Raw genomic sequence first — 21,963 nt, 5'->3', positions numbered from 1 at the left:
ACGGCATGCATCGACGACATTTCCTCGGCAGCGCGACGCTGGCGGCAGCGGCGCTCGTGCTGCCGCTGGCCCATGGCGGCGCTGCACTCGCCGCGCCGCGTCGGCGCGTCCTGCCGCTGCCGCTCAATCCGGGCGATACGGTCGGCCTGGTCAGTCCGTCGGCGGCGACCGACGACCCGCTGGACCTGCAACTGGCGCAGGAGGCGATGCAGGCGCTGGGGTTGAAGGTCAGGCTTGCGCCGCACCTGGCCTCGCGCCGTGGCCACCTGGCCGGCAGCGATGCCGAGCGTGCCGGTGATCTCAATGCCATGTTCGCCGACCGCGAGGTGCGGGCGATCGTCTGCGTGCGCGGTGGCTCCGGCGCGGCGCGCCTGCTGCCTTTGCTCGACTACGAGGCGATCCGGCGCAATCCCAAGGTGCTGCTGGGCTACTCGGACATCACCGCGTTGCACAACGCGCTGCTGTCGCAGGCCGGCCTGGTCAGCTTCCACGGGCCGATCGGTTCGGGCAGCTGGAACGCCTTCAATGCCGACCAGTTCCGGCGTGTGTTCTTCGCGCGCGAACCGATGCAGTACCGCAACGTGTCCGACCCCGGCGACGAGCTGGTCCAGCGCAGGAACCGCACCGTCACCATCACCGGCGGCACTGCGCGTGGCGAGCTGGTCGGCGGCAACCTCAGCGTGCTGGTCGCGCTGGCCGGGTCGCGCTACCTGCCGGATTTCCGCGGGAAGATCCTGTTCCTGGAGGACGTCTCCGAAGCGCCGTACCGGGTCGACCGCATGCTCAGCACGCTCAAGCTGATGGGCGCGCTGGACCAGGTCGCCGGGGTGATCTTCGGCGAATGCACCGAGTGCGATCCCGGCGGCGGCTTCGGTTCGCTGACGTTGCCGCAGATCTTCGACGACCATTTCAAGCCGCTGAAGGTCCCGGCGTACCGCGGCGCGATGATCGGCCACATCCGCCAGCAGTTCATCGTCCCGGTGGGTGGCCAGGTGGAGATGGATGCCGACGCCGGGACGTTCCGGATGCTGGAGCCGGTGTTCCAGGGCTGAGCGACCGCGCCAGGGTGCGGTCGCGCGATCCTCCGTGCGGCCAGGTCAGGCGGCGTTGTCGCCCGGCTCGGCCGGCTCGGCCACTTCGGTGTCGCGCTCCCAGCCTTCGTTCTGCAGCACCAGGCGCTGGATCGCGGTGACGCCGTGGTTGGCGTCCAGTTCCGGCAGCACTTCGATTTCCGAGGGCCAGCAGCGATAGATGTTGTAGGCCAGCACCAGCTGGCCGGCTTCGTTGCACAGCTCCAGCCGCACGTCCTTGCGGAAGTCCTTGAGCGCGACTTCGGCGCCCCTTGCAGCCTGCAGGTTCCAGACCCGGTTGGCCCAGCGTTCGAATTCCAGGTCATGGGTCACGCCACGCTCGATGGTGATCGGCTCGAACTGGATGGCGCCCGGCGACTTGCGCGTGGACGACGGGTCGTTGCCGCTGCGGTGGGTGACGACGTCGGTGGTTCGCCGCAAGGCGCTGACCTTGGAGATGCCGGCGACCACGCGACCGTCCCAGATCAGGCGGAACTTGTAGGTCTTGTACGGATCGTGCCGATGGACGTTGACGTTGAACTCGGGCATGTCGTGCTCCGGGGACGATGGCGGATGCGGCAATGCCTGAGTACTACGCAAGTCTCTGCGGCGGCAGGACAGATGCGCGCGTGGACCCGCTGGACGATGCCAGCGTGCGCGAGCAAGCCGGACTCCGCGGCGATCCTGCAGGCCCCTTTGTCCCGGCCGCAAACGTCACCCGCGCTCAGCGATTGCTGTAGCTCGCATTGCCCAGCCCGGTGCCGATGGTCAGCACCGCCCACCGCCTGGTCTTGCGCATGCGCCGGTGCTCGCTCAGGCCCTGGACCACGGCATCGTTGTGCAGGACGACCTGCGGCGGGTTCCCGTCGATCGGATCGAGGTGTGCGGCGAGCGCCTCGGGCAGCTTGAACGGCTGCTCCCAGTCGCCCGGGAGGTTCTGCGCGCCGTGCGACAGGGTTCCGTCGGCTTCCACTTGGCCCGGGCAGGCCACGCCGACGAACGGGGCGAGGTCGATCCCGCGCGTGCGCGCCTGCGCGGTCAGGCCGTTGAGCATGGCCGCGAGGCGGATGACCGCTTCGTTGCGTGACGGCGCATCGTCGGCGTGGCGCCACTTGAGTACTTCCAGCACGCGCGCCTTGCCGCCATCCGGGTGCTTGCCAAGGCGGTGTTCGACGATGCCACAGCGGATGTTGGTCCCGCCCACGTCCACCGCGAGGAACGCGGCGCGGTCGCGGTGCGTGCGCGGCAACAGTGGCACCCAGCCCAGCAGGCCGCCCTCGTCGGCGTCGTGTCGCAGCGGGTGCAGGGACACGTCCACATCCGCATGCTCCAGCAGGCAGACCGCGCGGCGCGTCGCCAGTCCGCCGGCCTCGTGGTCGGGGAAGCCGCCGCCGAGCACGATCTTCTCCACGCCCTTCCATTGCGGCTGGGCGAGGAAGACCTGCACCACGTGCACGAGCCGGCGTGCGTACTCCTCCACGGCCAGGTGCACGAGATGCGCGGCATCGGGATCGCCGCCGACCAGGACCAGGTCGATCTCCTTCTTTCCAAGCTCGGTCGACGGGGTCTTGCCGAACGGATCCTTGCCGGTGCGGTGATGCTGGCGCGCGGTCTCAAGCAGTTCGCGGAACGCGGTCTGGCTCGCGCGGTCGCCCAGGAAGCCTTCCCCGTCCGGATCGGGTACGAGCAGGTTGTAGTGGTCGATGCGCAGGCCTGGAAGTCGCGAGGCACCATGCATTCCACGCTCGTCCTTTGCAGTAGGGCGGGAGGACTTCGCGCGCGCGGGTGTCGGATGCGTGGGCATGTCGCGTGCAACCGCGCGCGTCAACGCGTGGTGTCCGGACCGTCGCCCAAGGCGTCGGCCTGGCCGAAGTCCGGCTGCGTGCTGCCGTCGCGTTCCGGCGTGCCGTCGGGTTCGCCGCGCCCCAGCTTGCCGCCCTTGCCGTAGCCGCGCTGGTTGTAGCCGCGGTTCTGCGCGGTGTCGGCGTCCACGCTTCCGTGCGTCGGCGCGGCGGCATCGCCAGCCTTGTCGCCAGCCTTATGGCTAACCTGGGGTGGCGGTGCCTGCGAAGCTGGCGCGTCCTTTCGTTCTGGCTTCATGGTCGTTCTCTCAAGGAGTGCTGCAACAGTGCGCGCAGCGGCGTCAGCACACGATCAAAGCCGTGCGAGCGTGGAGTAAATGGCGGACCAGCCACGCCGCCGGCTTCACGCCTTCGTGGCGGGGCGCATGCGAAGAACATCGGGTCTTCCCCGCGGACTTTCCTGTCATGAAGGATGTTGCTGGCATGCAGGTCGAAAGGGTCGCGATCGCAGGATCCGGCCTGCAGGGCACGCGCGTGCAGCAGGCGCGCGTCCCGGGCGCGCTGTTCATCCATGGTTGGACCGGTAGCCGCCAGGACATGGCCGGGCCGATGATGGCAGCGGCGGCGGCCGGTTTCGCATGCCTGGACTACGACCTGCACGGGCACCGCGCCACGGCGGACCAACGCGCGCAGGTGACCTTGCGCGGCAGCCTGGCCGATGCGGTCGATGCCTGCGATTCACTTGCCGCGATGCAGAACGTGGACGGCGATGCGATCGCGGTCGTCGGCAGCAGCTTCGGCGGCTGGCCGGCCGCATTGCTGACCACGCAGCGGCCGGTACGCTGGCTCGCTTTGCGGGTGCCGGCGCTGTATCCGGACCAGTGGTGGGACCGTTCCAAGGAGTCGCTGGACGACGCTGGGCTGGCGGCGTACCGGCATTCCAGGCGCGATCGCGATACGGACCAGGCGCTGGCAGCGTGTGCGGCGTTCGAAGGCGAGGTGCTGCTGGTCTGGTCCGGCCACGACGAGCTGCTGCCGGAGGGCGTGTCCGGGAGCTTCCAGGTCGCATTCCCGCGCGCGCAGGCGCTGACCGTGCGCAAGATCCGCAATGCCGACCACGGCCTGAGCGGCGGACGCAGCCGTTCGGAGTACCGGTCCCTGCTGGGGGCCTGGCTGGGCAGTGCGCTGGCCGCACGGCGCCGGCGCGGACTGCTGCCGGTGCTCGAGCCGGACGCGGAGTAGGGGGCGGAACCACCGATGGCATCGGCCAAGGACACCGCGCTGCTGATCCTGGACATGGTGAACCTGTTCGATTTCGAAGGCGGCGGGCGGTTGGCCCGCGATGCGCTTTCGATCGTGCCGGCACTGTCCGCACTGAGGGCGCGCTTCGATGCAGCCGGTGCCCCCGTCGTCTACGTCAACGACAACTTCACCCACTGGCAGGGCGAGTTCAGCGACCTGATCGGGCGCTGCATCGCCGCCGGTGGCGTGCCGGCGACGATCGTCGGCCGGTTGCGCCCGGCGCCGCACCACTACTACATCCTCAAACCCAAGCATTCCGCGTTCCTGGCGACCGCGTTGCCGGTACTGCTGGCCAAGCTCGGCGTGCGCCGGCTGGTGGTTACCGGACTGGCGGCGGATTCGTGCGTGCTGGTGACCGCGCAGGACGCCAACATGCGCGAGTACCGCTTGTGGGTGCCCCGCGACTGCGTCGCCGCGCAGACGCCGGCGCGCAAGGAGGGCGCCCTGGCCATCGTCAGGACGGCGTTGCTGGGCGACGTGCGTTCGAGTGCACGAATGGATGGGCTGTTTCCGGTGTAGCCGGGAACCGGCAGCAGCTCCGATGCGCGTTGCCTATGCCGGCGTGCGCAGCGCCGACGGTGCAGTACCTGGCGCCGATGCGTCCAGCGATTCCAGCCAGTGCAGCACCGACCGCTGCAGGTCCAGGGCCGAGGCGCAGTCGCGGGCGAGTCCTTCCAGGTGGGCATGCCGCGCGTACGGCATCAGGTCCATGTACGCAGCGATCTCGCGCCGTTCCAGCCGGATCCAGTCCGGAATGGCCATCAGCCTCGCCGAAGGCTCGATCGAACCGGCCAGGCGCGCGCGCAATGCCGGGTCCAGGGTTTCCAGTGCGCGGGCGAGTCGGCCCAGTTGGGCTTCGGTTTCGACATGGTGCAGGTCGGCGCGCTCGCGCACGTCCCACGGCAAGGCCGCGTTGTTGGCGATGGCTTGGAGGACGGACAGGCCGTAGTGCTCGCCGCGACAGGCATCGGCGAGGCGGAGGTCGAGGGTGGTGCGCGGCGCTGCGTCCATTGCAGGTCGATGTGGGAGGTGGATGCGTACGCTGGCATCACGCCGGTGAAGGCGGCATCCAGAATCGGGCCGCAGTTGTCGGATTCGCACACGCGAAGCCCGATTGGCGGCATGGATGCGGCCCGCGCCCCGCATCGTGCTCAGTCCGGGAACTGCTCCACGTGGGTTTCGCCGCGTCGGCCGTAGTAGGTGACGTGCCGGCCCGCGATCCACACCGTGTAGCCGACGCAGCCGGCGGCCATCGACAGCCGCTTGAATTGTGGATACGTCACCACGCCGCGCTGGGAGCCGGCGATGGCCGTCTTCAGCGCGACGGTGTTGAATCCCTCCGGGATGGGCATGTCCGGCGTCTCCAGGGGCAGGTCCAGCGGGGCCCCGTCACGCGGGTAGTAGGTGGCGCGGGCGCTGCGGTAGTCCACGGCGTAGCTGTCCACGCCCGCCACGACCATCAGTCCGATCACCTGGCCGAAATGCAGCCGTCCTTCAGCCGAGCCGGCGGCCGCTTCGCGGATCAGCTCGTGCGTGGCGTGGGACATTGGACTCCTTCGGAACTGTCGCGGTGGACCGCGTGGACTCTACTCCCCGGGCGTGATGGCGCGGCGAGGGCGAACCGATCAGCTGCCGCGCTTGTGGAAGTACACCTGTTCGGCCGCCCAGCGCAGCGGCGGGGTCTGCAGCAGCAGGTCGAACGGCCAGTCGAACGGCATCCGGTCGTAGGCCCAGCGCAGGGCACGCTTGAAGCGGAAGCGCGGGGCGGCATCGATCGCCACCTGTTCCGGTTCCGGGCCTCCATCGCGCAGCCGGGCGGCGATGGCCCGCCCGACCGTCCAGCCGTGCTCCCAGGCCGAATGGATGCCGCCAGCGGTGACCGGCGAGACCACGCCGGCAGCATCGCCGACCAGGATGGCGCGGTCGCGGGCCAGGTCGAACACCGGGCCGCTGCACGGGATCAGCCCGGCGCGGGTGGTGCCGGGCCGCAGCAGGCGCGGCAACCCGCCAGCCTGGCCCACGCGTAGCAGGAAGTCGTCGATGTCGGGAACGCGCGCGCGCGCCGGGTCGTGGCGCAGCGCCAGCCCGGCCTGGATCCCGGTCGGGTTCTGCGCGATCCAGCCGATATAGCCCGGCGCATGGCGGCGGCTGATGAAGCAGTGCAGGGCGTCGGGATGGGCGAGCCGGGCACCCGGGAATTCGTACTCGATTCCGTAGAGGAACTGGCGCACACCACCCAGGCCGCAGTGCCGCGCCACGCGCGAGCGCGCACCATCGGCCCCGACCAGGTAGCGGGCGTGGCCGACGCCATCCACGCGCCAGCCCTCGGTGCTGCGTTCGCAGGAGGTGAACGCACTTCCCAGGCGAAGGTCGACCCCATTGGTCCGCATCTGCGTGGCAAGCCAGCGCATCACCGCCGGCGTGTCGGTGGTGAGGAAGTAGCAGCCCGGCGCCGCCAGCGCGACCTGCTTCAGGCTGGGTGCGTACAGGCGTACCTGTTCGACGCGCCGTACCATCGTGGCTGGCACGCGGCCGAGCAGGGTCTGTTCGGCCGCCTCCTTCACGATGATCCCGGTGGTGTGCAGTTTCTCGCCGGGGTCATGCTTGCGCTCAAGCACGCACACGTGCAGTCCGCGCTGGGCGGCGGCGATCGCGCAGGCGGCACCGGCGAAGCTGGCGCCGACCACGATCAGGTCGGGGGTTGAAGCGGGCATTGCGGCGCCACCGTCATCTTGGGATGGCGGAAGACTGGAGGCGGCGTGCGGGGCGTGGAAGAAGCGGGCGTGAAGTGGCGGTGGGCGCACGCGGCCTGGCGGCGGCCGCGTGGTCGGTCAGGGCGTCAGCACCACCTTGCGGCAGTCGTCCTCGCGGGCGTTGAAAATCTCGTAGCCGCGGGCGGCGTCGGCCAGTTTCATGCGGTGGGAGATGATCGCCTCGGGCGCGAGCCGGCCTTCGCCGATCGCCTCGAGCAACTCGGGCATGAGTCCCTGGACGTGGGTCTGGCCCATCTTGAAGGTCAAGCCCTTGTCGAAGGCATCGCCGAACAGGAAGCCGTGGATGAATCCCGCATACACCCCCGGAACGCTGACGACGCCGCCACGCCGCGTGGCGGCGATGCACTGGCGCAAGGCGTGGCCGCTGGAGCCTTCCAGCTTCAAGGTGGTGAGCACCGTTTCGGTGGTGCTGCCCTTGGCCTCGAAGCCCACCGCCTCGATGGTGGCATCCACGCCGCGCCCGGCGGTGGCTTCCACGATCACGGCGGCCGGGTCGTCCTGCTCGTCGAAGTTGATCGGAATGATCCCGTAGGTCCGGCGCGCGAACTCCAGCCGGTACTCGTTGTGGTCGACCATGAACATGGTCTCGACCCCGACCATCCGCGCGCAGGCGGCCGCCATGTAGCCGACCGGCCCGGCGCCGAAGATCGCCAGGGTCGAGCCGGGTCCGAGCTTGGCATTGAGCACGGCCTGGTAGCCGGTAGGCAGGATGTCGGAGAGGAACAGCACCTGTTCGTCGCTCAGGACGTCGGGCACCGGCAGCGGGCCGACGTTGGCCTTGGGAACCCTCACCAGCTCGGCTTGGCCGCCCGGCACGCCGCCATACATGTGGCTGTAGCCGAACAGCGCAGCCGGCGGCTTGATCTTCTTGGCGTTCATCGCCGCGCCCCTGCCGGGGTTGGTGGTCTCGCACGCGGAGAACTCGTCGAGCAGGCAGTGGAAGCACTGCCCGCAAGCGATCACGAACGGAATCACCACCCGGTCGCCGACCTTGACCCGGGTGACCTCGCGCCCGGCCTCCTCGACCACGCCCATGAATTCGTGGCCGAGGATGTCGCCATCCTCCATCCCCGGGATCTTGCCGCGGTAGATGTGCAGGTCCGAGCCACAGATCGCGGTGGCGGTGACCCGCAGGATGATGTCGTCCGGTGCGACCAGCGCCGGATCCGGCACGGTCTCGACCCGCACGTCGCGCGCCCCCTGGTAGGTGAGGGCCTTCATCACGCAGCCCTGGATTCGCGCGCGGCGCGCTGGTTGCCACCCTGCTCGGCGAGCAGGGTCAGTTTCGCGTCGGTGGCCTTTTCCTCTTCCAGCGTCTCCAGGATCAGCGGCAGGGCCTGCTTGTAGCCCAGCTGCTTGGCCAGCGCGGCGAGGGTGCCGTAGGCGGCGATCTCGTAGTGCTCCACCTTCTGGGCGCCGCCGATGAGGGCCGCATCGCGCAACGGTCCGGCATCGATGGAGTCGATGATCTCCTTGCCTTCCTCTACCAGGCCCTCCATGGCGGCGCACTTGATCCGCTTCAGGCGGATGTCCAAGACCTCGACGATGCGGTCGATGCGTTCGATCTGTCCCTCGGTCTCGGCGAGATGGGTGGTGAAGCCGTCGGCGAGCGCGGGGTTGTCGGCTGCGCGCGCCAGCCTGGGCAGCGCCTTGGTCAACTGCTTCTCGGCGCTGTAGATGTCGGACAACTCATGGACGAACAATTCTTCGATGGTCTTGATGGTCATGTGGATTTGTTCCGATGTCGTGGTTCATGGGGTGGGGTGGGGTGGGCGCGGCCTGCGCTCGGCTTGCCGGTCGCGACGCTCGCGGATTCCAGGCTGGCCTTCCCGGGCGCCGGGCTGCACGGCGGGATCGTTGCGTTGGTCGCCCTCGCGCTTTTGCCCGTCTGCTCTCCGCGCCGCGGAAGCGGGGGATGCGCGGGAGGGGATTGCTCATGCTTCATGGCGTTCGCCTCGCAAACCCGTCAAACCAAGAGGGCCTCCGTAGAGGCCCTCTCCGCGATGACTGCGGCTCGTCTATGGGATCAGCGCTGCTGGCCCTGGTCGTTCCTGTTCTGGTCCTTGTCGCGATTGCGCTGCTGGTCCTGGTCCTGCTGTTGCTGCTGGCGGTTCTGGTCCTGCTTGCCCTGCTCGTCGTCGCGCGGGTTCTGCTGACCCTGCTGGCCCTGCTGGCCCTGCTGGCCCTGTTGCTTCTGGTTCGGCTGGTTCTGGTTCTGATTGGCCATCTCGGCGCTCCTGCTGCCATGGCCGGGTGCCATGGTTCGATTGCAGGATGCACAAGGCCGCATTACCCATGCGGCGTGTTTTCGGTGAAGGCCTGCTTTACATCTGTCGCTGGCCAAATCGTTCATCAAATGCCTGGTGCTGCACAGGCTGGCCTGCATCACCAACCTCCTTGCGGACTGCCTGAACATTCGCCCGATTTTCGCGTCCGGGCCTCACGTTCCACTGATCGCTCGGGTGGGAGCCTGCATGCGTTCCCAAATCAACGGCAGGCACGCCATGAACCTCCTTTCCTCCGTCACCGGCGAGATGTCCGACAGCAAGGTCGCGGCAGTGTTCGACAGCGAAGCGGAGGCGCGCGCGATCGCGCGCCAGGTCCAGCACATGCTCGGCGCGCAGCAGGGGCAGGTGCAGGTCATCACCCCGCTCGACACCCGGCCCGGTCGCAAGATGGAACCGGAAGGCCGCGGCATCTTCCGCACCATCCTCGTCGCGCACTACAAGCTGGGGCTTATCGGTTTGGCGATGGGCGCGACACTCTTCGCCGTGCTGTACATGTCCGGACTCGAGGCGGTGGTGCTGTCCCCCGGCCTGGCCGCCGCCCTGATCGTCGGCTACGGCGGCGTGTTCGGACTCATGGCCGGCGGCCTGGTGTCGCTGCGGCCCGATCACAGCCCCTACGTCGCCAAGGTCCGGACCGCGCTGAAGGAGGGTCGCTGCGCGGTCGTCGTGCACGCCTTCGACGACGCCCAGCGCGATCGCGCCCAGGAAATGCTGGCGGCCCACGGCGGCGACACCATCCGCACGCTGTGACCGTCGCCCTGTACTGCCGCGCAGCCACGGCGGCATTGGCCCAGAGGCCTACATCACCTGCGTTTGCGACCCGCTAGGCTGCGCCCAGTCCGTTGTATCCGACGTCGGTCAGCCAAGGGGAGCGCAGGTACGATGTTCAAGTCCGTGGTACTGGCAATCGGGTTACTGTCGGTTCTGCCGGTATCGGCGGCCGAGCCCGCTGCGGCTGGTCAAGCTGGCCAGAAGACGACCCAGCAGTTGCTGGCGGAGTTCCGCGACGAGATACAGGTGATCGAGACCGAGGTGGTGTCAAAGTCGATCTCGCTGACCGCCGACGAGGCGACGCGTTTCTGGCCCGTGTTCAAGAAGTTCCAGACCGAGAAGGCGGCCATCATCGATGGCCAGGTCGGGGCGATACGCGAGTATGCGAGCGAGTATGCGGATTTGAACGACGAAGAATCGATGGAATACGTGCGATCGCTGCTGGACCGCGACCAGAAGATCCATGACCTGCGCGAGAAGTACCTGGTCGAGTTCGCAAAGGTGATCCCGCCGGGCAAGGCCGCGCGCGTGATCCATGTCAGCCGCCGCCTGGGCCTGGCAGGCCAGGCCCGCTTGGCCCAGGCGATTCCGCTGGTGCATTGAGGCGGTCGTCGCGACGTTGTGGCAACCGGCGTCCTTCCCCTTGGCGCCGGGCGCACCGGTCCCCGCCATGGGGAAACCCTACCGGTGCGCGTGGGCGGCCGCTTCCACCAGGATGCGGCCGCTTTTTCTTCCGCGGCGCGGGCTCGCGAGCTTCCACGCCGGGCGGTGGCGCCTTGCGGCGCGCGCGTCCGCGGCATCGGTGCCGGGCGCCGCGTCGTGCGATCGATGACGAATTTGCTAGGCTTGCCGGCCCTCGTCTGCAGGTCCGACCGTGTCCCCCATCCTGTGGTTGCGTCTGGCGCTGATCATGGCGCTGGTGGTGCTCAATACGCTGGTCCATGCGCTGCCCCTGCTTGCGGTCGGCGTGCTCAAGGCGCTGCTGCCGTTCGCGCCGTTGCGGCGGGCGTGCAATTCGGTGCTGACCGGGCTGGCCGAGAGCTGGATCGCGGTCAACAGCGCGATGATGGCGGCATTCACCGGCACGCGCTTCGAGGTCGAACAGCACGGCACGCTTGAGCGCGACGGCCACTACCTGGTCCTGGCCAACCACCAGAGCTGGGTCGACATCCTCGTCCTGCAGAAGGTGTTCAACCGGCGCGCGCCGTTCCTGCGCTTCTTCCTCAAGCGCCAGCTGTTCTGGGTGCCGGTGCTGGGACTGGCCTGGTGGGCGCTGGATTTCCCGTTCATGGGGCGGTTCACGCGCAAGCAGATCGCGAAGAATCCCGAGCTGGGTCGCCGCGACATGGAGGCGACCCGGCGGGCCTGCGACAAGTTCCGCGACATCCCGGTGTCGGTGATGAACTTCGTGGAGGGCACCCGCTTCACCCCGCAGAAGCATGACGGCCAGGCCTCGCCCTTCCGGCACCTGCTCAAGCCCAAGTCCGGGGGTGTGGGTTTCGTGCTCGATGCGATGGGCGACGGCCTGCACGCGATCCTGGACGTCACCATCGCCTATCCGGGCGGTCGCCCTTCGATGATCGACCTGATGGCCAATCGCGTGCCGAACGTGCGCGTGCTGGTGCGACAGCGCCCGATCCCGGCCGAACTGGCCGCCGGCAACTACCAGGAGGATCGCGCCTTCAGGGCCCGCTTCCAGAAATGGATGAACGGACTGTGGGAGGAGAAGGACCGCGACCTGGAGCGGATGCTGGATCCGGGGACGGATGGTTCGGGCGCAGCAGCGCAGCCGTCCCGTTCCACGCCTCCGTCACGAACCGACGCCTAGATTGCCCAGCACAGCACAGTACGCGCATCCATGGCCGCCTCCTCGTTCCCGTTCAACGCCGAAGCGCTGCTGGTCCAGAGCCTCACCGACTACGCCATCTACATGCTTGATCCGGAGGGCCACATCCTGAGCTGGAATCCGGGTGGCCAGCGGATCAAGGGATATACCGACGCCGAAGTGATCGGCCACCACTTCTCGCAGTTCTACACGGAGGACGACGTGAGACGGGGCGAACCCCAGCGCGGGCTGGCCACGGCCAGGAGCGAGGGCCGTTTCGAAGCGGAGGGGTGGCGGGTCAGGAAGGACGGCTCGCAGTTCCGGGCCAACATCGTGATCGATCCGATCTGGCAGGACGGCGAGCTGATGGGTTTCGTCAAGGTGACCAAGGATGTCACCGAGCGGTTCAAGGCGCAGACCCGCCTGCAGGAAGCCGAGCGGACGCTGGCCCAGTCGCAGAAGATCCATGCGATCGGCCAGCTGACCCTGGGTATCGCCCACGACTTCAACAACGTGCTGGCGGTGGTCACGGCCAGCCTGGACCTGATCGCCAGGACCTCCTCCGAGGAGCGCCGCCAGCAGCTGGTGGATGCCGCCCAGAAGGCGGCGCATCGCGGCAGCATGCTGTCCCGGCAGATGCTCGCGTTCGCGCGCGGGCAGAACCTGTCGCCGGCGAACCTGGACGTCAACGAGCTCATCCGTGCATCGATCGAGGTGTACCGGCGCGCCGCCGGTGCGATCGCCACCTGCACGCTGGACCTGGTCGACGGTGACCCCGTCGCCTACGTGGACGGCGCCCGGTTCGAGGCGGCGCTGATGAACCTGGTGGCCAACGCGCGCGATGCGATGACCGCGCAGGGAAGCATCGTCATCGCCACCCGCGTCGTGCAACCGGCCGATGGCGTCCATCCCGATCTCCAGCCCGGGCGGCGCTACCTCTACATCACGGTCACCGACGACGGCCCGGGCATGGGCGAGGAGGTGCGCCTGCGCGCGATGGAGCCGTTCTTCACCACCAAGGACGTGGGGCGGGGCAGCGGCCTGGGCCTGAGCCAGGTCTTCGGTTTCGCGAGCCAGTCCGGTGGCTTCGCTTCCATCCACAGCGAGCCGGGTGCCGGGACCCGTGTCACCATCGCCGTTCCGGTCGTGGAGTAACAACGTGCCCAGACTGCTGTACGTGGAAGACGACGAGCTGTTGCAGATGGTGACCACCATCGCCCTGGAGGAGGCCGGTTTCGAGGTCACCCAGGCCAGCAACGGCCACTCCGCGCGCGAGCTGCTCGCCGCGAACGAAGGGTTCGACTACGTCGTCAGCGATATCAGCATGCCGGGTGGGGTGACCGGCGTGGACGTGGCCGAGGCCGCGTTGCAGGCGCGCCCTTCCTGTCGCACGGTGCTGATCTCCGGTTATGCGCTGGCGCAGTTGCCGACCTTGCCGGCGAATGCGCAGTTCCTCGAGAAGCCGTACCACGTGCGCGACCTGCTTGCCGCGCTGGGCGGGAACTGAGCGTTCGCCCCCGGCACGGCGGGCTGCCTCCCGCCGACGATCACTCCAAAGCGGCCAGTACCCGGGTGACCACGCCGGCCAGGTCCGGGGTCCAGCGGACTACGATCACCAGGTCGTGCTCGCGGTCGACGTATACGTGGTTGCCGCCGAAGCCGGCTGCCCAGAACGCGCTTTCGGGCGCGGCGGGAATGGCCTGGCGCCCGGTGTTGAGCCACCACAGGTAACCGTAGTCCGGCTTGACCGGCGAGGGTGCGACGGCCTGCGCGATCCATCCGCTCGACAGCAGCCGGCGGCCCTGCCATTGGCCGTCGCGCTCCATCAGCAGGCCGAAACGCGCCAGGTCGGCGGTACTGATGAACATGCCGCCGCCGAAGTGTCCGCCACCGGAAACCGCCTGCATGCGCAGCCCGTCCAGGGTGATCCACGAATTGTCGTAACCGTGCCAGCGCCAGGTGGAGGAGGCGCCGATCGGATCCATCAGCCGGCGTCGCAGCAACTGCGGCAGCGGTTCGCGCGCGACTTCCATCAGCGACAGCGCGAGCAGGTTCACCCGCACGTCGTTGTACTTGTAGCGGGTGCCGGGCACATGCAGCGGGCGCTGCGAGGGGTCGTCGCCTTCGGGCCGGTCGGCCCAGTCGTGCACCTCCCACAGCGTGCCGCTCCAGTCCGAGGTCTGCTGCAGCAGGTGCGCCCAGGTGATCGGGCCGTTGTGCGCGCCTTCGAACCACGGGCCGGGAACGTCGCGGGCGACGGGGCGTGCGGTGTAGGGAAGCAGGCCATCGTCGTGCAGCAGGCCTGCGACGTTGGAGAGCATGCTCTTGGCCACGCTGAAGGTCATTTCCGGGCGGCGGGTGTCGCCCCACTCGGCAACGATGCGGCCGCCACGCAGGATCATGCCGTTGGCGGTGCCGCGCGAGGCGACCGGGCCGAGGATGCGATAGCCCGGCTCCCGGGTGCCGAACGAGGCCATCAGCGTGTCGCGCAGGTCGGCCGGCTGTTGTTCGCCATGGGCCTGCGCCCAGGCCACGGCCGCGGCCAGCCGGTCGGGATCGAAGCCGGCGGCGGCCGGCGCCTGCCGCGCCCATTCCTCGCGGGTGGGCACGTAGTCGGCGGCCAATACCGGCGCGCATGCGATCAGCAGGACGGCGAGGACGGCGAGGGTGGGGCGGAGGATGCGCGGCATCGGGATGGGCCTGGCCAGTGGAGCGCCCATTGCACCTGATGACGGCGCGCGCGTCGATCTTCTCTTCCAGCGCGTCGCAGGTCACGCCGACAACCGTGCAACGGCGGACGCCCGGGGCGCGAGGTGCGAGGTTCCCGTACGAGGTCTATGCTCGCCGGACCATTCCGGTGTCACCGTAGCCCACCCGTGGAGTCAGGCCATGAGCCGCATCCTCTGCTGCCTGTTCGGCACCGTGCTCGCATTCGCTGCCCACGCCGATGAACCTCCAACGGGCGCCACGCCCGCGTTCGATGCGGGGCTTGCTCGGCAGACCGGTGCCGACGAACGGGGCATGCGTCCGTACGTACTGGTGGTCCTGAAGACCGGGCCACAGCGGATGCCCGACGGCGAGGCACGGGACGCGATGTTCGCCGGCCATTTCGCCAACATGGAACGCATGGCCACCGACGGGAAGCTGGTCCTGGCCGGGCCCTTCATGGAGGATCCGGCGGGCTGGCGCGGACTGTTCGTGTTCGCGGTCGACGACATCGAGGCCGCGCGGGCGCTCACCGCGACCGATCCGGTCATCGTCAATGGCGACATGGTCGCCGAGTACCACGCCTGGTACGGCAGTGCCGCGAACATGCTGGTGCCGGACCTGCACAAGCGGCTGGTCCCGCCTGCCGGGAAGTCCGCCCCCTGACGCCTGGCAGGAAGCCGCCGAGCGGAGGTACGTCGCGAAGCGCACGGCCGGCTCGCGCGATCGGCAGCCAGGCCGCCGCCGAGATCGCCACGCAGGATCCGAACACGATCGGCCACGCCGGAGTCCATGACCGCGCCTGGCTCGCCGGTTGACCTGAACGGCGGGGGAGAGCCTAATCGTCCGGCGGATCGACGGTCCGCGGGCGTGCGGCCGCTACGGCTGCGCGCGGGGGCATGGCGACCTGGCAGGCATCCCGGCACGGGTTGGACGGCAAGTGCGTGGCAAGTGCGACGCTTCTTCCGACTGGAGGCGATGCTTGGCCGACATCTTCGTTTCCTATTCCCGCCAGGATCGCGCCCGGGTCGCGCCGCTCGTCGCGGCGCTGGAGGCCCAGGGCTGGTCGGTATGGTGGGATCCGGAGATCAATCCGGGCGAGGAATTCGACTCCCTGATCTCGCGCGAACTCGAGGGTGCCCGTTCGCTGATCGTGGTGTGGACGCCGCAGTCGGTCGATTCGCGCTGGGTCCGCGGCGAGGCGCGCGATGCGGCCGACCGCGGCGTGCTGGTGCCAGTGCGTTTCGAGCACGCCAAGCTGCCGATCGATTTTAGAGCCCTGCACGCGACCGACCTGGATGACTGGAACGGCGATCGCGGCCATGCGGCGTTCGTGAGCCTGTGCAAGGCACTGGAAGGCAAGCTCGGCGCGCCCAAGCCGGCTCCGGTCCCCGCGCGCAAGAGCAGCCAGGTCAGCATCTGCGTGCTGCCGTTCGCCAACATGAGCGGCGACCCCGAGCAGGAATACTTCTCCGACGGCATCACCGAGGACATCATCACCGACCTGGGCAAGGTCTCGGCGCTGTCGATCGTGTCGCGCAACCTGGCGTTCTCGTTCAAGGGCGCGACCGGCGGGGTGGCCGACATCGGCCGCCAGACCAAGGCCACGCACGTGCTGGCCGGCAGCGTGCGCAAGGCGGGCGACCGGGTGCGGATCACTGCGCAGCTGGTCGACGCGGCCAGGGATTCGCAGGTCTGGGGCGAGCGCTACGACCGCGACCTCAACGACATCTTCGCCCTGCAGGACGAGATCTCGAAGGCCATTGTCTCGGCGCTGAAGTTGACCCTGCTGCCGCAGGAAAAGCAGGCGCTCGAGCAGCGCGCCACCACCAATGCCGAGGCCTACAAGCTGTACCTGATGGCGCGCCAGTTCTGGCTGCGCGACAACGAGCGCAACAACGAAATCGTCATCCGCATCTGCAAGCACGTGGTCAAGCTGGATCCGAACTACGCGCAGGCCTGGGCGACGATGGCGCTGGCGCAGTGGAACCTGTTCTGGCAGGCCGACCTGGCGTACGAAGACCTGGAGTATCCGGCCAAGCGGGCGCTGGAGCTGGGTCCGCACCTTGCCGATTCGCACGCGGCCTGGTCGGCGACATTGCGCAGCGTGGGCAAGTTCGGCGAGGCACTGGAAGCGGCGGACCGGGCGGTGGCGCTCGAGCCGGAGTCCTATGTTGCAAACCGGCTGGCCGGCCTGAGTTGCATGGGCCTGCGCCTTTACGACCGGGCCATCGGCTACTTCGAGGTCGCCGCCAACGCGATGGAGTCGGACTTCACCGCGGCCAGCTTCATCGTCCAGGCCTGCGAGACCAAGGGCGACGTGGCGCGGGTGCAGGCGGCCGCCGAGCGGACGATGAAGCGGATCGAGAAGATCGTCGCGGACGACCCGGGGCACGGGCGGGCGATCGGGTTTGGCGTCTCCATGCTGGTGACCCTGGGCCAGAAGGACCGGGCGATGGAGTGGGCCACGCGTGCGCACCTGGTCGATCCGGAGAACGCGAACCTGCAATACAACCTGGCCTGCGCGATGTCGCTGCTGGGCGAGTACGGTCGCGCCCTGGACATCCTCGAAGACGTGGTGTCGCGCTCGTCGCAGGGCATGTTGAGCTGGATCGAAACCGATTCCGACCTCGATCCGATCCGTTCCGATCCGCGGTACGACGGGATGATCGCGGGCGCCAGGGATCGCCTGGCCCTGAAGGCCGACGTGCAGCCTGCCTGAGGCGCGGGAAGAATGGGGATGCCGATGACGGACACCGACACAGACGAGGCTCCGTTGCTCACCCACAGCCTCGTTGTCGGAGTTACCGGCCACCGCAAGTTGCGCGACGCCGACCTTGCGGGGTTGCACGCGCGGGTACGCGCCGGACTGCAGGAGGTGCAGTCGCGCCACCCGAACCTGCCGTTGGTGCTGCTTTCATCGCTGGCCGAGGGCAGCGACCAGCTCGTCGCCGAGGTGGCGCTGGAACTGGGCGTGCGCGTGATCGCGCCGCTGCCGCTGCCGCTGGAGCTGTACCGCGAGGATTTCGACGCGCCGGGCAGGGAGCGGTTCGACGCCCTGCTGGGTCGGGTTGAAATGATGCAGTTGCCGCTGGAGCCGGGTACGACCCGTGCGTCGGTGGCCGGGCCGGGGCCGGAACGCGACCGGCAGTACGCGCAGGCGGGGATCTTCGTGTCGAGCCACTGCCACGTGCTGCTCGCGCTATGGGACGGCGAGGAATCCACGCGCCTGGGCGGCACCGCGCAGGTGGTGCGCTACCACCTGCATGGTTCGCTGTACGGGGAGGCCGAGCGGCGCCACGCGGCGGCGACATTGCTCGGCCCGGACCAGGAGAACGTGGTGTACCACCTGCCGGTGGCGCGCCAGGGCGATCCCGACCTGGCCGACACGCGGGGACGCTGGCTGGTGGCGGAGGAGGGGCGCGAGGTCGCAGTCCCGCTGCCGCCCGCATTCGCGCGGACCTTCCACCGGCAGGAGGCGTTCAACATCGACGCGCGCAAGTATGCGCGCCAGATCGCCGGGCAGGCGCCGACTTCCCCGGCGGCTTCGGCGTGCCCGATCTGGCGTACCTTCGCCGCCGCGGACTGGCTGGCACGCACCTACCAGCGGCGCGTGGCCCGGGTGCTGTGGATCACCTACGTGCTGGTGGCGCTGATGGGTTTCACCTTCTTCACCTACACCCACGTCGCCAGCCATGACCTGGTGATCTACGGTTTCCTGCTGCTGTTCCTGGTCGGGCTGGGCGTGGCGACGCTGGCCAGCCGTCGCCAATGGCAGCGCAAGTACCTGGACTACCGCACCCTGGCCGAAGGCCTGCGAGTGCAGTCGTACTGGCGGCGCGCGGGCATCGTGCAGCCCGGCACGCCGGCCGTGGCCCACGACAACTTCCTGCAGAAGCAGGACGTGGAGCTGGGCTGGATCCGCAACGTGATGCGGGGCGCCAGCCTGGACGGCATGCGCGTGCCGGTGCAGGCCGATGCCGCGGAAGTGGATGCGGTGATCGCCGAATGGATCGGCACGCCCACGTCAGGCGGGCAACTGGCGTACTACTCGTCGGCGTCGCTTCGCCGCGGGCGCCTGCACCATCGCGCCGAGTCGCTGGGGCTGGCGTGCATCGGGCTGGGCGTGGGACTGAGCGTGGTGCTCGCCCTGTTCGCGCGCCAGTTCGATGCGCACCTCAAGCACGTGCTGGTGTCGGCGATGGGCTTCGTCTCGATCGCCGCCGGCGTGCACGAGGCCTACGTGCACAAGAAGGCCGACAAGGAAATGGTCCGCCAGTACCGGTTCATGCAGCGGATATTCGGTTCGGCGCAGCGGCTGCTGCAGGGCGCATCCGGCCTGGCGGAGAAGCGCCGCATCCTGGTCGCGCTGGGCGAGGCCGCGCTGACCGAACACGCCGAATGGTCGCTCATGCACCGCGAGCGGCCGCTGCCGACCTCGCGCATCTGACGCCTGGCCGTCGCGCCGCCGCGCGCCGGCCGGTTATTTGCCCGGCTTCTTTTCCGGCTCGTCCAGGCGGGTGAGCACGCGGGTCGTGCCCAGCACTTCGATGCGACCTCCGGACTTGCGGAAGGCTTCCAGGTCGTCGGAGATGCGTTCGCTGGTCAGCGTGTTGCCGGATTTCGAGCTTTCGCCGGCAGGCTTGCGGTACGCGGTCGGGGTCTTGATCGGCTTGCGCGTCGCCATCTGGAAACTTCTCCGTGTCAGTACAGGGTCAAGGGGATGCCGCGCAGCCGCTGGTCGCGGTACGTGGCGCGTACATCCCGGCAGTAGGGCCCGCCCATCGAGAACCGGCGGCAGATGGAAGGCCTTTCGTCATAGATCGAGCAACGCATGTGCAGCGGGTCGATCGCCGCGCACCAGCCTTCCTCGTTGTGTGCCAGCACTTCCACGCCTTGGGCATTGCGCGTGACGAAGTGGCGGGGTACCTGGTCGTCCTCCGGCATCAGCACCACGGTCAGCCGGCAGCACACCGCATCGCAGCGGCTGCACAACGGCTCCGCCTGGCGCGATTGCTTGCGCCCGGGGGTATCGGTGATGGCTTCGTGGCCTGGCACGCGGAATCCGGTGGAGCCGCACGCATTGCGCGCGGGTGGGGCATCGATGAAGAAGCGAGGCGCACCGTCGCCCGGGTGGCGAGGGGTCGCGGGGATTGCGCCATGGGACGCCGGTCCATCCTACTCCATGCGCGTGAACCGGGCCGGAGCGGTGCCGGTCCAGGCCACTTGCGGGCACGCCCGGAGCAGGGCCGGAGCACGGCCGGCTTCAGCCGGCCGCGGCCTGGCTGGCATGCCTCGCCGGTCGCACGCCGGCACGCTGCTAGAGTGGCCGCATCACGAATGCGGGAGCCCCCCAATGATCGAGCGTTTCCATCCGATCGGCGTTCCCGGCCAGCCCTGGGGCGAGGCCGAGCGGTCCGCCTGGCGGGCGCAGCAGCGCCGCCAGCGCAGTTATGCCGAGGACGTGCTCGATCCGTTGGCCCGGTTGCACGCCCATTGGGACGTGCAGGCCTATGGCGAGCTCGACTACGCGCCCGACTTCTATCCGCTGGTCGCCCTGCACGGCTGCGACTGGGACCATGCGCGCCCGGTCGCGCTGGTGACCGGAGGCGTGCACGGCTACGAGACCAGCGGGGTGCATGGCGCGCTCAAGTTCGCCGCCGACTGCGGCAGCGCCTACGAGGGACGGATCAACCTGCTGGTGGTGCCCTGCGTCAGTCCCTGGGCCTACGAGCACGTCCAGCGCTGGAACCCGGCGGCGGTGGATCCGAACCGGTCCTTCGGCGAGCACGGCGCCGCGCTCGAATCCATCGCCTTGATGCGCTTGCTGGCGCCGCTGCAGGGTCGGGTGCTGGTCCATGTCGACCTGCATGAAACGACCGACAGCGACGAGTCCGAATTCCGGCCGGCGCTGGCGGCACGGGACGGCAAGCCGTTCGAGCCCAATGGCATTCCCGATGGCTTCTACCTGGTCGGCGACAGCGAGAATCCGCAGCCGCAGTTCCAGCAGGCGATCATCGCGGCGGTGGAGCGGATTACCCACATCGCGCCGGCGGACGCGCAAGGGATGATGATCGGCTCGCCGGTGGTGGCGCCGGGGCTGATCAACTATCCGGTCAAGTCGCTTGGCCTGTGCGCGGGCATCAGCGGTGCGAAGTACGTGACCACCACCGAGGTCTATCCGGACAGCCCCAAAGCCACTGCCGCGCAATGCAACGACGCGCAGGTCGCGGCGGTGTGCGCGGCGATCGACTACGCGTTGGCGCACGGCTGAGACCGGTACGCGTCGCCGGTGCGGCCTTGGCCGCAGCGCAAAGGCAGCGGTCTGCGGGAGCGCGCGGTGATGGATAATGCGCAAGGGATGCGCGCGTGCGCTGCCTGTCCGGCGATGACCGGCGGGCCGCCCACGCGTGCCTTGCAGTTTTTCCGGGGGATCGGATGTCGGGATGGATCGGTTTGGGGCTGCTGGCCATGGCGCTGACGGGTGGAGCGTGCGCGTGGATCTGGCGCGCCCGGGCAATGCCTGGGCGGTCGCAGGCGGGGCATGCGGCCGATGCGGCGCCGGGTGTCGATGGCAGCGACAGCGACCCCGGACGCCAGTGGGCGTTGCCGCTGGTGGAGTCGGCACTGGGCCATGACCGGGTCGCGCCTGGCGCTACCGACGACGAGGTCGTGCGCGCGGCGGAACGCGCGCTCTCGCGTTTCGCGTCCGAACCGCAGCGCCTGCCACGCCGGCCGCAGTTGCTGCCCGAGCTGCTCGGCACGCTCAACGACGATGAAGCCTCCGGCAAGCGCATCGCCGCGCTTATCGCGCGTGATCCCGCGCTCGCGGCCGCGCTGCTCAGGCTGGCGAACAGCTCCCTGTACCGGATCCAGCCTGCGCCCGTTGAAAGCCTCGATCGCGCGGTTGCACTGATCGGCACCGAAGGCCTTCGCCGCCTGGTGGCGGTGGCGCTGATGCAGCCGGTGATGCGTACCGAACGGGGGATGTTCGGGCGCCTGCCCGAGCGGATCTGGGAGCACACGCAGCACGCCGCGCTGGAAGGCGCGCGCGTGGCCCGGGAAGTGGAAGGGGAGGATGCCTTCGCCGCCCAGCTGCTGGCGCTGCTGCAGGGACTGGGCGCCATTGTCGTGGTGCAGACCCTGCGCGACGAAGCGGCCGGCCGCGGACAGGAAACCATGCCGCCCGAGAGGGTCGCCGACGTATTGCAGCGCTGGTCGCCACGCATCGGGCGGCTGGTGGCAGCGGAGTGGCAGCTGTCCCCGCGCCTGCTGGGCGCGCTGGACGAGCAGGCGCTCGATGACGTGGCCGCGATGGGCGGGCTGGGTCGGGCGCTGGCGTCGGCCGGACCCGCCGCGCTCGCTTCGATGGACCTCGGGCAGGCGCTCGCGTGAGGGCCGGATCCGGGCCGATGACCCATGACT

General features: G+C 69.1%; 25 protein-coding genes. 13 read left to right on the top strand and 12 right to left on the bottom strand.

What is annotated here, in order from left to right:
• Positions 1–5 precede the first annotated feature (5 nt).
• Positions 6–1,052 carry a S66 peptidase family protein gene (locus CSC65_RS10795; RefSeq protein ID WP_162410575.1) on the top strand — a complete coding sequence of 349 codons (1,047 nt, stop codon included), beginning with the start codon at positions 6–8 and terminating at the stop codon, positions 1,050–1,052.
• A 45-nt stretch (positions 1,053–1,097) separates the two neighbouring features.
• On the opposite strand, the gene CSC65_RS10790 is transcribed toward CSC65_RS10795, so the two are convergent.
• The 3 genes from CSC65_RS10790 to CSC65_RS10780 form a co-directional block, all read right to left on the bottom strand.
• On the bottom strand, positions 1,098–1,619 hold the full coding sequence (locus CSC65_RS10790; RefSeq protein WP_162410574.1) for a phage tail protein: 522 nt from the start codon (positions 1,617–1,619) through the stop codon (positions 1,098–1,100).
• A gap of 175 nt (positions 1,620–1,794) precedes the next feature.
• The gene (locus tag CSC65_RS10785) at positions 1,795–2,808 is read right to left on the bottom strand and encodes an ROK family protein (RefSeq protein WP_162410573.1); all 1,014 of its coding nucleotides are present in this window, start codon (positions 2,806–2,808) and stop codon (positions 1,795–1,797) included.
• 86 nt (positions 2,809–2,894) lie between these two features.
• The gene (locus tag CSC65_RS10780; protein WP_162410430.1) at positions 2,895–3,170 is read right to left on the bottom strand and encodes a hypothetical protein; all 276 of its coding nucleotides are present in this window, start codon (positions 3,168–3,170) and stop codon (positions 2,895–2,897) included.
• 185 nt (positions 3,171–3,355) lie between these two features.
• Here CSC65_RS10780 and CSC65_RS10775 point away from each other — a divergent pair, with 185 nt between their 5' ends.
• Both CSC65_RS10775 and CSC65_RS10770 read left to right on the top strand, forming a co-directional pair.
• The gene (locus tag CSC65_RS10775; protein WP_162410572.1) at positions 3,356–4,114 is read left to right on the top strand and encodes an alpha/beta hydrolase family protein; all 759 of its coding nucleotides are present in this window, start codon (positions 3,356–3,358) and stop codon (positions 4,112–4,114) included.
• 15 nt (positions 4,115–4,129) lie between these two features.
• A complete protein-coding gene (locus CSC65_RS10770; protein ID WP_162410571.1) occupies positions 4,130–4,693 on the top strand; it encodes a cysteine hydrolase family protein in 564 nt (187 codons plus the stop codon).
• Positions 4,694–4,726: 33 nt separating this feature from the next.
• On the opposite strand, the gene CSC65_RS10765 is transcribed toward CSC65_RS10770, so the two are convergent.
• The 6 genes from CSC65_RS10765 to CSC65_RS10740 form a co-directional block, all read right to left on the bottom strand.
• A complete protein-coding gene (locus CSC65_RS10765; protein ID WP_162410570.1) occupies positions 4,727–5,185 on the bottom strand; it encodes a hypothetical protein in 459 nt (152 codons plus the stop codon).
• A 140-nt stretch (positions 5,186–5,325) separates the two neighbouring features.
• Positions 5,326–5,721: a DUF1398 domain-containing protein gene (locus tag CSC65_RS10760; protein ID WP_162410569.1), complete on the bottom strand. Its 396-nt coding sequence runs from the start codon at positions 5,719–5,721 to the stop codon at positions 5,326–5,328.
• A 78-nt stretch (positions 5,722–5,799) separates the two neighbouring features.
• Positions 5,800–6,888, bottom strand: a complete 1,089-nt coding sequence (locus CSC65_RS10755; protein ID WP_162410568.1) for an NAD(P)/FAD-dependent oxidoreductase — start codon at positions 6,886–6,888, stop codon at positions 5,800–5,802.
• 117 nt (positions 6,889–7,005) lie between these two features.
• Positions 7,006–8,169 (bottom strand): zinc-dependent alcohol dehydrogenase, encoded by a 1,164-nt coding sequence (locus CSC65_RS10750; RefSeq protein WP_162410567.1) that lies wholly within the window; start codon positions 8,167–8,169, stop codon positions 7,006–7,008.
• Complete coding sequence (locus CSC65_RS10745) at positions 8,169–8,675, bottom strand: YciE/YciF ferroxidase family protein (protein WP_162410566.1); 507 nt, start codon at positions 8,673–8,675, stop codon at positions 8,169–8,171. Before CSC65_RS10745 ends, CSC65_RS10750 begins: the two co-directional genes overlap by 1 nt.
• A 299-nt stretch (positions 8,676–8,974) precedes the next feature.
• Positions 8,975–9,175, bottom strand: a complete 201-nt coding sequence (locus CSC65_RS10740; protein ID WP_162410565.1) for a hypothetical protein — start codon at positions 9,173–9,175, stop codon at positions 8,975–8,977.
• Positions 9,176–9,311: 136 nt separating this feature from the next.
• Between CSC65_RS10740 and CSC65_RS10735 the strand changes: the two genes are divergently transcribed.
• The 5 genes from CSC65_RS10735 to CSC65_RS10715 all read left to right on the top strand — a co-directional run bounded on the left by CSC65_RS10735 (position 9,312) and on the right by CSC65_RS10715 (position 13,339).
• The gene (locus CSC65_RS10735; RefSeq protein WP_162410564.1) at positions 9,312–9,986 is read left to right on the top strand and encodes a riboflavin biosynthesis protein RibA; all 675 of its coding nucleotides are present in this window, start codon (positions 9,312–9,314) and stop codon (positions 9,984–9,986) included.
• 132 nt (positions 9,987–10,118) lie between these two features.
• Positions 10,119–10,610, top strand: coding sequence for a hypothetical protein (locus CSC65_RS10730; protein WP_162410563.1), 492 nt, complete (start codon positions 10,119–10,121; stop codon positions 10,608–10,610).
• Between the two features lie 271 nt (positions 10,611–10,881).
• Positions 10,882–11,835, top strand: a complete 954-nt coding sequence (locus tag CSC65_RS10725; protein WP_425501347.1) for an acyltransferase — start codon at positions 10,882–10,884, stop codon at positions 11,833–11,835.
• A 30-nt stretch (positions 11,836–11,865) separates the two neighbouring features.
• Positions 11,866–12,987 carry a PAS domain-containing sensor histidine kinase gene (locus tag CSC65_RS10720; RefSeq protein WP_162410562.1) on the top strand — a complete coding sequence of 374 codons (1,122 nt, stop codon included), beginning with the start codon at positions 11,866–11,868 and terminating at the stop codon, positions 12,985–12,987.
• Between the two features lie 4 nt (positions 12,988–12,991).
• Complete coding sequence (locus tag CSC65_RS10715) at positions 12,992–13,339, top strand: response regulator (protein WP_162410561.1); 348 nt, start codon at positions 12,992–12,994, stop codon at positions 13,337–13,339.
• Between the two features lie 40 nt (positions 13,340–13,379).
• Here the strand turns inward: CSC65_RS10715 and CSC65_RS10710 are convergent, their stop codons facing one another.
• Positions 13,380–14,522, bottom strand: a complete 1,143-nt coding sequence (locus tag CSC65_RS10710; RefSeq protein WP_162410560.1) for a serine hydrolase domain-containing protein — start codon at positions 14,520–14,522, stop codon at positions 13,380–13,382.
• A gap of 199 nt (positions 14,523–14,721) precedes the next feature.
• Here CSC65_RS10710 and CSC65_RS10705 point away from each other — a divergent pair, with 199 nt between their 5' ends.
• The 3 genes from CSC65_RS10705 to CSC65_RS10695 all read left to right on the top strand — a co-directional run bounded on the left by CSC65_RS10705 (position 14,722) and on the right by CSC65_RS10695 (position 18,988).
• A complete protein-coding gene (locus CSC65_RS10705; RefSeq protein WP_162410559.1) occupies positions 14,722–15,204 on the top strand; it encodes a YciI family protein in 483 nt (160 codons plus the stop codon).
• A gap of 316 nt (positions 15,205–15,520) precedes the next feature.
• On the top strand, positions 15,521–17,260 hold the full coding sequence (locus tag CSC65_RS10700; protein ID WP_162410558.1) for a TIR domain-containing protein: 1,740 nt from the start codon (positions 15,521–15,523) through the stop codon (positions 17,258–17,260).
• Positions 17,261–17,284: 24 nt separating this feature from the next.
• Positions 17,285–18,988, top strand: coding sequence for a hypothetical protein (locus tag CSC65_RS10695; RefSeq protein ID WP_162410557.1), 1,704 nt, complete (start codon positions 17,285–17,287; stop codon positions 18,986–18,988).
• Positions 18,989–19,021: 33 nt separating this feature from the next.
• Here CSC65_RS10695 and CSC65_RS10690 read toward each other — a convergent pair whose 3' ends face one another.
• Positions 19,022–19,225 (bottom strand): hypothetical protein, encoded by a 204-nt coding sequence (locus tag CSC65_RS10690; protein WP_162410556.1) that lies wholly within the window; start codon positions 19,223–19,225, stop codon positions 19,022–19,024.
• A 17-nt stretch (positions 19,226–19,242) separates the two neighbouring features.
• Entirely contained in the window at positions 19,243–19,578 is a 336-nt protein-coding gene (locus CSC65_RS10685) for a YkgJ family cysteine cluster protein (RefSeq protein ID WP_425501349.1), read from the bottom strand.
• A 316-nt stretch (positions 19,579–19,894) separates the two neighbouring features.
• Between CSC65_RS10685 and CSC65_RS10680 the strand changes: the two genes are divergently transcribed.
• A complete protein-coding gene (locus tag CSC65_RS10680; protein WP_162410555.1) occupies positions 19,895–20,812 on the top strand; it encodes a M14 family metallopeptidase in 918 nt (305 codons plus the stop codon).
• Between the two features lie 245 nt (positions 20,813–21,057).
• Positions 21,058–21,933: an HDOD domain-containing protein gene (locus CSC65_RS10675; RefSeq protein WP_162410554.1), complete on the top strand. Its 876-nt coding sequence runs from the start codon at positions 21,058–21,060 to the stop codon at positions 21,931–21,933.
• Positions 21,934–21,963: the final 30 nt, after the last annotated feature.

Origin of the sequence: Pseudoxanthomonas daejeonensis (assembly GCF_010093205.1) — a bacterium.
In the GTDB taxonomy this organism is placed as follows: Bacteria; Pseudomonadota; Gammaproteobacteria; order Xanthomonadales; family Xanthomonadaceae; genus Pseudoxanthomonas; species Pseudoxanthomonas daejeonensis.
The sequence above is the reverse complement of the archived record's forward strand: the minus strand, read 5'-3'. Positions and strand labels throughout refer to the sequence as shown.

What these genes read in the sequence shown, in the direction of transcription:
- CSC65_RS10745 (WP_162410566.1), bottom strand. Translation starts at nt 8,675, where the DNA reads ATGACCATCAAGACCATCGAAGAATTGTTCGTCCATGAGTTGTCCGAC.
- CSC65_RS10740 (WP_162410565.1), bottom strand. Translation starts at nt 9,175, where the DNA reads ATGGCCAATCAGAACCAGAACCAGCCGAACCAGAAGCAACAGGGCCAG.
- CSC65_RS10785 (WP_162410573.1), bottom strand. Translation starts at nt 2,808, where the DNA reads ATGCATGGTGCCTCGCGACTTCCAGGCCTGCGCATCGACCACTACAAC.
- CSC65_RS10790 (WP_162410574.1), bottom strand. Translation starts at nt 1,619, where the DNA reads ATGCCCGAGTTCAACGTCAACGTCCATCGGCACGATCCGTACAAGACC.
- CSC65_RS10675 (WP_162410554.1), top strand. Translation starts at nt 21,058, where the DNA reads ATGCCTGGGCGGTCGCAGGCGGGGCATGCGGCCGATGCGGCGCCGGGT.
- CSC65_RS10755 (WP_162410568.1), bottom strand. Translation starts at nt 6,888, where the DNA reads ATGCCCGCTTCAACCCCCGACCTGATCGTGGTCGGCGCCAGCTTCGCC.
- CSC65_RS10690 (WP_162410556.1), bottom strand. Translation starts at nt 19,225, where the DNA reads ATGGCGACGCGCAAGCCGATCAAGACCCCGACCGCGTACCGCAAGCCT.
- CSC65_RS10730 (WP_162410563.1), top strand. Translation starts at nt 10,119, where the DNA reads ATGTTCAAGTCCGTGGTACTGGCAATCGGGTTACTGTCGGTTCTGCCG.
- CSC65_RS10720 (WP_162410562.1), top strand. Translation starts at nt 11,866, where the DNA reads ATGGCCGCCTCCTCGTTCCCGTTCAACGCCGAAGCGCTGCTGGTCCAG.
- CSC65_RS10780 (WP_162410430.1), bottom strand. Translation starts at nt 3,170, where the DNA reads ATGAAGCCAGAACGAAAGGACGCGCCAGCTTCGCAGGCACCGCCACCC.
- CSC65_RS10710 (WP_162410560.1), bottom strand. Translation starts at nt 14,522, where the DNA reads ATGCCGCGCATCCTCCGCCCCACCCTCGCCGTCCTCGCCGTCCTGCTG.
- CSC65_RS10765 (WP_162410570.1), bottom strand. Translation starts at nt 5,185, where the DNA reads ATGGACGCAGCGCCGCGCACCACCCTCGACCTCCGCCTCGCCGATGCC.
- CSC65_RS10770 (WP_162410571.1), top strand. Translation starts at nt 4,130, where the DNA reads ATGGCATCGGCCAAGGACACCGCGCTGCTGATCCTGGACATGGTGAAC.
- CSC65_RS10760 (WP_162410569.1), bottom strand. Translation starts at nt 5,721, where the DNA reads ATGTCCCACGCCACGCACGAGCTGATCCGCGAAGCGGCCGCCGGCTCG.
- CSC65_RS10795 (WP_162410575.1), top strand. Translation starts at nt 6, where the DNA reads ATGCATCGACGACATTTCCTCGGCAGCGCGACGCTGGCGGCAGCGGCG.
- CSC65_RS10680 (WP_162410555.1), top strand. Translation starts at nt 19,895, where the DNA reads ATGATCGAGCGTTTCCATCCGATCGGCGTTCCCGGCCAGCCCTGGGGC.
- CSC65_RS10750 (WP_162410567.1), bottom strand. Translation starts at nt 8,169, where the DNA reads ATGAAGGCCCTCACCTACCAGGGGGCGCGCGACGTGCGGGTCGAGACC.
- CSC65_RS10705 (WP_162410559.1), top strand. Translation starts at nt 14,722, where the DNA reads ATGAGCCGCATCCTCTGCTGCCTGTTCGGCACCGTGCTCGCATTCGCT.
- CSC65_RS10775 (WP_162410572.1), top strand. Translation starts at nt 3,356, where the DNA reads ATGCAGGTCGAAAGGGTCGCGATCGCAGGATCCGGCCTGCAGGGCACG.
- CSC65_RS10695 (WP_162410557.1), top strand. Translation starts at nt 17,285, where the DNA reads ATGACGGACACCGACACAGACGAGGCTCCGTTGCTCACCCACAGCCTC.